The following is a 9,202-nucleotide window of genomic DNA, read 5'->3' as shown; positions in this document are numbered from 1 at the left end:
CCCCCCCCCCCCCCCCCCCCCCCGCCCGCCCGCCCCCCGCCCCCCCCCCCGCGGCCCGGCCGCCCCCCCCCCCCGGCGAACGTCATCCTTCGTTGGCGACGCCGTGCGGCACGTGGCCGGCGGCCACGTGTTCGCGGGCGCTGTCGATGTTGTGCTGTGAATCATCGAAGAAAATGTCTGCGCCGAAGGCCTGCAGGAACGGGCCCTTGTGCCGGCCGCCCAGGAACAGGGCTTCATCCAGGCGCACGCCCCATTCGCGCAGGGTGCGGATCACCCGCTCGTGCGCCGGCGCCGAACGCGCGGTCACCAGCGCGGTGCGGATCGGCGCACTCTCACCGGCCGGGAACACTTCCTGCAGCGTGTGCAGCGCCGACAGGAAGCCGCGGAACGGCCCGCCGCTGAGCGGCTCGCGCGCGCGCTCGCGCTCGTGGCGGCCAAACGCTTCCACGCCCTGCTCGCGCGAAATGCGCTCGCTTTCATCACCGAAGATCACCGCGTCGCCATCGAAGGCAATGCGCAGCTGGCCGGCGTTGCGCTCGCTGTGCACCACCTGGTCTTCGGCGGCTGCGGCGGTTTCACCCGGCGGCTTGGGCAGGATGGTGGCGGCGGCAATGCCATGGCGCAGCGCACTGCGCACCGATTCGGGGTTGGCCGACAGGAACAGATCGGTGCCGAACGGCTTCACATACGGCCAGGTGGGCTCGCCGGCGGTGAAGGTGGCGCGGATGATGCCCAGCCCGTAATGCTGGATGGAATTGAAGATGCGCAGGCCTGTGTCGGCCGAGTTGCGCGACAGCAGGATCACTTCCACCCGCGGGTTTTCCGGGCTGGCGCCCTGGTTCAGTGCCAACAGCTTGCGCACCACCGGGAACGCGACACCCGGCCCCAGGATGTCATCCTCGTGCTGGCGCTGGTATTCGGCATAGGCCGCCACACCATCGCTCTCGAACAGCGCGTGGCTCTCTTCCAGATCGAACAGCGCGCGCGAGGTTACCGCGACGGTCAGCAAACGGGGGGTGTTGTCGCCCATGGCGGGGGTTCCTTGCAGCGGACGGCGGGGGCCGGCGGCGTATTGTCCCTTAAAAAACGAACTGTTCGCTCAGGATGCGGTCTTCCAGGTTGTGTTCGGGGTCGAACAGCAGGGTCACCCGGCGGTCCCTGGATTCGCGGATGGTCACTTCCACCACATCACGCGTCTCGTGCGAATCGGCGGTCACGCTCACCGGGCGCTTGTACGGGTCCAGTACGCGGAAGCGCACTTCGGTGTCGGCCTTGAGGATGGCGCCGCGCCAGCGGCGTGGCCGGTACGGGGCCAACGGCGTCAGGGCGATGGTGTGGGAGCCCAGCGGCAGTACCGGGCCGTGCGCGGAATAGTTGTAGGCGGTGCTGCCGGCCGGGGTTGCCACCAGCACGCCATCGCCGATCAGCTCGGCCACGCGCTCCTGGCCGTTCAGATCAATGCCGATATGCGCGGCCTGGCGGGTCTGCCGCAGCAACGACACATCGTTGTAGGCCAGCGAGCCGGTACTGGTGCCCGATTCAGTCAGCGCGATCATTTCCAGCGGGCGCAGGTTGGCCGGCTCGGCGCGGGCGATGCGGGCCTGCACGTCATCGTCGCCGCGGTACTGGTTCATCAGGAAGCCGACCGTGCCCAGCTTCATGCCGAACACCGGTTTGCCCAGGTGGCCATGGCGGTGCAGGGTCTGCAGCATGAAACCGTCGCCGCCCAGCGGGCACAACACATCGGCCTGGTCGGGCGCGTGGTCGCCATAGCGCGACACCATGGCCGCGCGGGCCATCTGCGCAGGTTCGGTGGTGCTGGCCAGGAAAGCGATGCGGGGGGTGTCGCTCATGGGTGGATCCGGGGGAAGGCTGTTCAAGAGCATAACCGAGCGCCGCTGCGCTCGCCGGGCATGGCCCGGCGCTACCTGCAATCCCGCACGCTGGTAGCGCCGGGCCCGGCGAACGGCGGCCCCCAACGCAGAACGGCCCCGCTTTCGCGGGGCCGTTCCGGTTCATGCATGTCAGGCGTGGCCTGGCACTACTTCAGTTACGCACCATGTGCCGCCAGCTGACCCAGGCGCTGCACTGCGACCGAAACAGTCGGGTAGTCCAGGGTCTTCTGCTCGGCCAGTTCGGCCAGCATCGACAGGGTGAAGCGCAGGCTGTTGTCGTCGCGGCCGATCCACGCCGACACCTTGGCCTCGGCACTGCCGCCCTTGGTCGCCAGCACCTGGCCGGCCAGGTTGCGGTGGTGGTGGGCCAGCTCGTCGCGCAGCACGCCACGGGCCACGGCATGCCAGCGGCCATTGACCTCCAGCGCGTCGATCTGCTCGAACAGCCACGGCAGCTGCAGGGCATCGCCCAGGCGGAAGTGGATCTTGGACACGTCCACCGGCTTCAGCTTGCGGGTACGGGCCAGTTCGATGATGTCGAACGCCGGCTCCAGGAAGTGCAGTTCCGCCAGCTGCTGTGCCAGTGCCGACGGCAGGCCCTTCTCCTTCCACTCGGCCACCAGGGCTTCGTAGGTCGGACGCTGCGAATCAGGCAGCACGCCCGATGCGACACGGATGTCGTTGAACGGCCCCTGGTAGCGGTTCACCGCCTCGGTGATGCCCGGCATCGGGCCCGGGCGCGACAGCAGCCAACGCACGAACGAACGCTGCAGCTTCCAGATCACTTCCAGTGCGTCGATCTGCACCGATTCGGGCAGCTTGCCGTCCAGCGCGTCGATCTGCGCCCACAGCGCGCGGGCATCCAGCGTTTCGCGGCTGATGGTGTAGGCCTTGGCGACCTCGGCGATGGAACGGCCGGTGTCTTCCTGCATGCGCATCAGGAAGGTGGCGCCCATGCGGTTGATGGTCTGGTTGGTCACGGCCGTGGCGATGATTTCGCGCTTCAGGCGGTGACGCTCCATCGCGTCGGCGTACTTCTTCTGCAGCGGGGTCGGGAAGTAGCGCTGCAGTTCCTTGGACAGGTACGGGTCTTCGGGAATGTCCGAATCCAGCAGCTGGGCGAACGCCACCAGCTTGGAATAGGACAGCAGCACCGACAGTTCCGGACGGGTCAGGCCCTGGCCACGCGCCTTGCGCTGGGACAGCTCGGCATCGGACGGCAGGAACTCGATCTGGCGATCCAGCAGGCCCTGCTGTTCCAGCGTGCGGATGAAGTGCTGCTTGGAACCCAGGCGCTTGACGGCCATCCGCTCCATCAGGCTCAGCGCCTGGTTCTGGCGGTAGTTGTCGTTCAGCACCAGGTCGGCCACTTCGTCGGTCATCGACGCCAGCAGCTTGTTGCGCTGTTCAACGGTCAGCTTCTTGGCCCGCACCACATCGTTGAGCAGGATCTTGATGTTGACTTCGTGGTCGGAGGTATCCACACCGGCCGAGTTGTCGATGAAGTCGGTGTTGAGCAGCACGCCGGCCTGGGCGGCTTCGATGCGGCCCAGCTGGGTCATGCCCAGGTTGCCGCCCTCGCCCACCACCTTGCAGCGCAGCTCGCCACCGTTCACGCGCAGCGCGTTGTTGGCGCGGTCGCCGACATCGCTGTGCTGTTCGCTGGCAGCCTTCACGTAGGTACCGATGCCGCCGTTCCACAGCAGGTCCACCGGTGCCTTCAGGATCGCGCTCATCAGATCGTTCGGCGACAGCGCCTTGACGTTCTCGTCCAGGCCCAGTGCTTCACGCACCTGCGGGGTGATCTCGATCGACTTCAGGCTGCGCGGATAGATGCCGCCGCCCTTGCTGATCAGCTTGGCATCGTAGTCGGCCCAGCTGGAACGCGGCACGGTGAACATGCGCTCACGCTCGACGAACGAGGTGGCCGCATCCGGGTTCGGGTCCAGGAAGATGTGGCGGTGATCGAACGCGGCCAGCAGGCGGATGTGGCGCGACAGCAGCATGCCGTTGCCGAACACGTCGCCGGACATGTCGCCCACGCCGACGGTGGTGAAGTCCTGGGTCTGGCTGTCACGGCCCAGCGCACGGAAGTGGCGCTTGACCGATTCCCACGCACCGCGTGCAGTGATGCCCATGCCCTTGTGGTCGTAACCGACCGAACCACCGGAGGCGAACGCATCGCCCATCCAGAAGCCGTGGGCGATGGCCAGGCCGTTGGCGATGTCACTGAAGGTCGCCGTGCCCTTGTCGGCCGCCACCACCAGGTACGGGTCGTCCATGTCGTGGCGCACAACGTCCACCGGCGGCACGATCTTGTTGTTGACGATGTTGTCGGTGATGTCCAGCAGGCCCTGGATGAACAGCTTGTAGCAGGCCACGCCGTTGGCGAAGATCGCATCGCGATCACCGTTCACCGGCGGCATCTTGGCGAAGAAGCCACCCTTGGCGCCGACCGGCACGATCACGGTGTTCTTCACCATCTGCGCCTTGACCAGGCCCAGCACTTCGGTACGGAAGTCTTCGCGACGGTCCGACCAGCGCAGGCCGCCACGGGCCACGGCACCGAAGCGCAGGTGGGTACCTTCCACGCGCGGGCCGTACACGAAGATTTCGCGGTACGGGCGCGGCTTGGGCAGGTCCGGCACCAGCGCCGAATCGAACTTGAAGCTGATGACATGGCCGTGCTGGCCATTGGCATCGGTCTGGTAGTAGCTGGTACGCAGGGTCGCGTCGATCACGCCCATGAACGAGCGCAGGATGCGGTCCTCGTCCAGGCTGGACACGCGGTCCATCAGCTTCAGCAGCGCATCGCGCGCGGCCTGCATCTGCGCATCGCGGTCACCCTTGCGGGCGTCGACCACGGTCTTGAGCACCTTCAGGGTGGCCTCGTCGCCGGCGGCCAGCACATCGAAGTGGGCCTTCAGATGGGCCTGGCCAGCGGCAATGTCGTCCTTGCTTTCATGCCCGGTGGCCGGATCGAAGCGGGCTTCGAACAGCTCCACCAGCAGGCGTGCCAACAGCGGGTAGCGGGCGAAGGTGCCTTCCACATAGGCCTGCGAGAACGGCACGCCGGTCTGCAGCAGATACTTGCAGTAGCCACGCAGCATGGCGACCTGGCGCCAGTGCAGGCCGGCAGCCAGCACCAGGCGGTTGAAGCCATCGTTCTCGGCATCGCCGTGCCAGACGCGGGCGAAGGTCTCGCCGAAGGCTTCATCCACGCGCGCGGCATCGATGGCGCCGGCGGTCGATTCGACTTCGAAGTCCTGCACGTACACCGGCGCGTTGTCCACCGACAGGCGGTACGGGCGCTCGGCGATCACGCGCAGGCCCATGTTTTCCATCATCGGCAGCGCGTCCGACAGCGGAATGTCGTCCAGCTGGCGGTACAGCTTCAGGCGCAGGCCATCGCCGCTTTCGCGCGGCACGGCCTGCAGGCTCAGGCGCAGGTCGTCCGGGCCGGTCAGCGCGTCGAGCTGGCTGACATCGTTGGCGGCAACGGCCGTGCTGTTGTCTTCGATGTAGCCGGCCGGCAGTGCCTTGCCGATGCGTGCGGCAATGCGCAGGCCTTCGGTTTCGCCATGGCGCGACACCAGCGCTTCACGCAGGTCGTCCTGCCAGTTGCGCAGCACCTGGGCCAGCTTCTGTTCCAGTTCGGCGGTATCGACGTCGAGCATTTCGCCCGGCTTCGGGCGCACGATCAGGTGCACCTGGGCCAGCGGCGATTCGCCCAGCACCACCGAGCTGTCCACGTACTCACCGTGCAGCGCTTCCTTCAGCATGGCCTCGATGCGCAGGCGCACGTCGGTGTTGAAGCGCTCGCGCGGCAGGTAGACCAGTGCGGAAATGAAACGGCTGTACTTGTCGCGGCGCAGGAACAGGCGGCTGCGCACGCGTTCCTGCAGGCCCAGCACGCCCATGGCGGTGCGCAGCAGTTCGTCCTCGCTGGACTGGAACAGCTCTTCGCGCGGCAGGGTTTCCAGGATGTGGCGCAAGGCCTTGCCGCTGTGGCTGGCCGGGGCCAGGCCGGACTGCTTCATCACGTGTTCGTGGCGCTGGCGCACCAGCGGGATTTCCCACGGGCGGCGGTTGTAGGCGCTGGAGGTGAACAGGCCCAGGAAGCGCTGTTCGCCGATGATCTTGCCCTTGGCGTCGAATTCCAGCACGCCGATGTAGTCCATGTAGCCGGCGCGGTGCACGCGCGAACGGGCATTGGTCTTGGTCAGGATCAGCGCGTCCTTCAGCCCGGACGTGGTGTTCAGGCCCTGCGCGGCCAGCGTCTTGACCGGGCGCGCAGCGGACTTGTCCTTGCCGCGCATCAGGCCCAGGCCGGTGTCGTTCAGCGGTGCCAGCACGTCTTCCTTGCCCTGCTTCTCCACGCGGTATTCGCGGTAGCCGAAGAAGGTGAAGTGGTTGTCGGCGGCCCAGCGCAGGAATTCCTGTGCTTCGGCGCGCGAGGTGTCGTCCACCGGCAGGGTGCGGCTGCCCAGATCGTCGGCCAGGGCCAGGGCCTTGTCCTTCATCGGCTGCCAGTCGCGCACGATGGCGCGCACTTCATCCAGCGCCTTGTTGATGGCCTGTTCGATGGCGGCCATGGCATCGGCCGGCTGGCGGTCGATTTCCAGCAGCATCACCGATTCGGCTTCGCCCTCGCCCACCTTGGCCAGCTTGCCGGCCTTGTCGCGGGTGAAGCGCAGCACCGGGTGGCCCAGCACATGCACGCCCACGCCCTGTTCGGCCAGGGTCATGGTGACGGTATCGACGAGGAACGGCATGTCGTCATTGACGATCTGCAGCACCGTGTGCGGCGATTCCCAGCCGTTGGCCTTGGTGGTCGGGTTGAACACGCGCACGTTGGCCTTGCCAGCCTTGCGGGCACGAGCGAATTCCAGCGTGTCGGCGGCCAGCGCGGCCCACTCGTCAGCGCTGTGGTGCGGGAACTCGTCCGACTCCATGCGCTTGTAGAAATCCGCGGCGAATGCCACTGCCTCGGCCTGCGCGGCAGAGGGGTAACGCTTGCGCAAGGCCGTGTACACCGGCTCCAGGGAGAAACCAGCGGTCACTGCGACCTCCGACTCAGCTGGCTTGGTCTTGTTTTTCACGGTCTTGGCTGCGGTTTTTTGCGGTTTCATGGCAGAGCGATGCGCTTGCTCAGTTGGGAAAATGAAATTGTAGACCTATCCCGCGTAAAGGCCTTGCTGCAGGACGGAATAACCAGATTCGGGTTTGCTGCGGTTTAGACGCCTATTCAGTTCGCACCGGTATGGCGCGCACGGGCGTTGCGCCGCTGCCGACAGGATCGGCAAAGCGTGTTACGGAAAACCACGCGGCAGGTGACAGGCAGGACTATCGGCACGATTCCACAATCCTGAACTGGACGGTATAGTCCACCGCGTGAACCCCACTCCCCTCCCCGTTGCCGTGGACGCGCGCGATGAGCGCGTGTTCGATGCCGTGCGCGAACTGCTGGGCCGCCAGGGCATGCAGATGAGCATGGACGCGGTGGCCCAGCAGGCCGGCTGTTCCAAACAGACGCTCTATTCGCGCTACGGCAGCAAGCAGGACCTGCTGCGCCGGGTCGTGCAGCGGCACGTGGGCGATGCCAGCGGCATCCTGCTGCGTGCACTCCGCAGTGACGACCTGCGTGCCAGCCTGTTGCAGTTCGCCACCGACTTCCTGGAGCACTTCAACCAGCCCCACGTGGGCCAGGCCTGCCGACTGATTGCCGCCGATGCATCCCAGTTCCCCGAAGAGGCGCGTACGCTGTACCGGGAAGGCGCCGGGGCGCTGACACTTCATCTTGCTGAATGGATTGAAACCGTTTGCAGGCGTGGCCTGCTCCGGCATGACGACCCGCACTACATGGCCGAACTGCTGCTGAGCATGATCGCCGGTCAGGATTTCGACAAACAACGCTTCCATACCCCCCATCGCGATGACGCGCGTGCGCGCAGGCGCTGGGCCGAGTTCTCCGTTGACGGTTTCCTGCGCGCGTTTGCGCCGGAACCGGCAGCGGTCCCGCCTACAAACCAACACCGGAGTTTCTCCTGATGACCGCCCCACTCCGCACCCTTGCCTTGACGTGTGCCGTCGCTGTCGCCCTGGCGGCCTGCAAGAAGCCGGAACAGCAGACGCCCCCGCCGCCGGAAGTGGGCGTGATCGATGCCAAGCCGCAGACCCTGCCGCTGCAGCGTGAACTGGTCGGCCGCCTGTCGCCCTACCGCAGTGCCGACGTGCGCGCCCGCGTGCCCGGCGTGCTGCTCAAGCGCGTCTACCAGGAAGGCAGCCAGGTCAAGCAGGGCCAGACCCTGTTCCTGATCGATCCGGCCCCGCTGCGCGCCGAACTGAATGCTTCCGAGGCCCAGCTGGCCTCGGCCCGCGCCACCTATGCCAACGCCAAGGTCGCCGCCGACCGCGCCCGCTCGCTGGCCCCGCAGCAGTACGTGTCCAAGTCCGACCTGGACGCCGCCCAGGCCACTGAGCGCACCGCGCTGGCCGCGGTGAAGCAGGCCGAAGCGGCCGTATCGTCCTCGCGCATCAGCCTGGGCTATGCCGAAGTGACCGCGCCGATCAGCGGCGTGGCCAACAAGCAGCAGGTGACCGAAGGCGCGCTGGTCGGCCAGGGCGATGTGACCCTGCTGACCACCGTGGACCAGCTGGACCCGCTGTACGTGAACTTCTCGCTGAGCGTGGACGAACTGAGCCTGCTGCGCGCGCAGCAGGCCAAGGGCGCGCTGGCGCTGTCCGGCGATGGCAAGGCCACCGTGGCGGTGAAGCTGTCCGACGGCACCACCTACGGCGAACAGGGCACCCTGGACTTCTCGTCCACCACCGTGGACCCGACCACCGGTGCGGTGTCCCTGCGTGCGGTGCTGCCGAACCCGCAGCAGATCCTGCTGCCGGGCGCCTTCGTCAGCTTCCAGGCCAACCTGGGTGACCGCAACAACGCTTACCTGGTTCCGCAGCAGGCCCTGCAGCGCGACACCATGGGCGGCTTCGTGATGGTGGTCGGCGCCGACGGCAAGGTGGTGCGCAAGAACGTGAAGACCGACGGTGCCCAGGGCGGCAACTGGCTGGTCAGCGACGGCCTGGCCGCCGGTGACAAGGTGATCGTTGCCGGCGTGCAGAAGGTCAAGGAAGGGGCACCGGCCACGGCCAAGCCCTGGACCCCGGGCCAGGACGCCAATGCCAGCGCCAAGCCGGCCGCCGCCGGTGCCGCACCGGCCGCCGACAAGGCCCCGGCCGAAGCGGCCGACAAGGCCGAACCGGCTGCCACCGAATCGAACAAGCAGTAACGGGACCCTTCC

5 protein-coding genes are annotated in these 9,202 nt (G+C 67.0%); 2 read left to right on the top strand and 3 right to left on the bottom strand.

The features are described 5' to 3' along the window. Positions 1 to 82 precede the first annotated feature (82 nt). The 3 genes from IAE58_RS06935 to IAE58_RS06925 form a co-directional block, all read right to left on the bottom strand. Complete coding sequence (locus IAE58_RS06935; RefSeq protein WP_108750020.1) at positions 83 to 1,030, bottom strand: 5'-nucleotidase; 948 nt, start codon at positions 1,028 to 1,030, stop codon at positions 83 to 85. A 49-nt stretch (positions 1,031 to 1,079) separates the two neighbouring features. After that, positions 1,080 to 1,853 carry an NAD kinase gene (locus tag IAE58_RS06930; protein ID WP_199932477.1) on the bottom strand — a complete coding sequence of 258 codons (774 nt, stop codon included), beginning with the start codon at positions 1,851 to 1,853 and terminating at the stop codon, positions 1,080 to 1,082. 197 nt (positions 1,854 to 2,050) lie between these two features. Continuing rightward, on the bottom strand, positions 2,051 to 7,027 hold the full coding sequence (locus IAE58_RS06925; protein WP_108753540.1) for an NAD-glutamate dehydrogenase domain-containing protein: 4,977 nt from the start codon (positions 7,025 to 7,027) through the stop codon (positions 2,051 to 2,053). 262 nt (positions 7,028 to 7,289) lie between these two features. Between IAE58_RS06925 and IAE58_RS06920 the strand changes: the two genes are divergently transcribed. Next, a complete protein-coding gene (locus IAE58_RS06920) occupies positions 7,290 to 7,946 on the top strand; it encodes a TetR/AcrR family transcriptional regulator (protein WP_199932476.1) in 657 nt (218 codons plus the stop codon). Continuing rightward, entirely contained in the window at positions 7,946 to 9,190 is a 1,245-nt protein-coding gene (locus tag IAE58_RS06915) for an efflux RND transporter periplasmic adaptor subunit (RefSeq protein WP_199932475.1), read from the top strand. Before IAE58_RS06920 ends, IAE58_RS06915 begins: the two co-directional genes overlap by 1 nt. The last annotated feature ends 12 nt before the right edge of the window (positions 9,191 to 9,202 follow it).

It is taken from the genome of Stenotrophomonas sp. S49 (assembly GCF_016624905.1).
GTDB lineage: Bacteria > Pseudomonadota > Gammaproteobacteria > Xanthomonadales > Xanthomonadaceae > Stenotrophomonas.
This window is presented reverse-complemented; position numbering and strand designations above follow the sequence as displayed.

Excerpts from the sequence above, each read along its gene's own strand:
- IAE58_RS06935 (WP_108750020.1), bottom strand. The coding sequence starts at position 1,030 with ATGGGCGACAACACCCCCCGTTTGCTGACCGTCGCGGTAACCTCGCGC.
- IAE58_RS06930 (WP_199932477.1), bottom strand. The coding sequence starts at position 1,853 with ATGAGCGACACCCCCCGCATCGCTTTCCTGGCCAGCACCACCGAACCT.
- IAE58_RS06915 (WP_199932475.1), top strand. The coding sequence starts at position 7,946 with ATGACCGCCCCACTCCGCACCCTTGCCTTGACGTGTGCCGTCGCTGTC.
- IAE58_RS06925 (WP_108753540.1), bottom strand. The coding sequence starts at position 7,027 with ATGAAACCGCAAAAAACCGCAGCCAAGACCGTGAAAAACAAGACCAAG.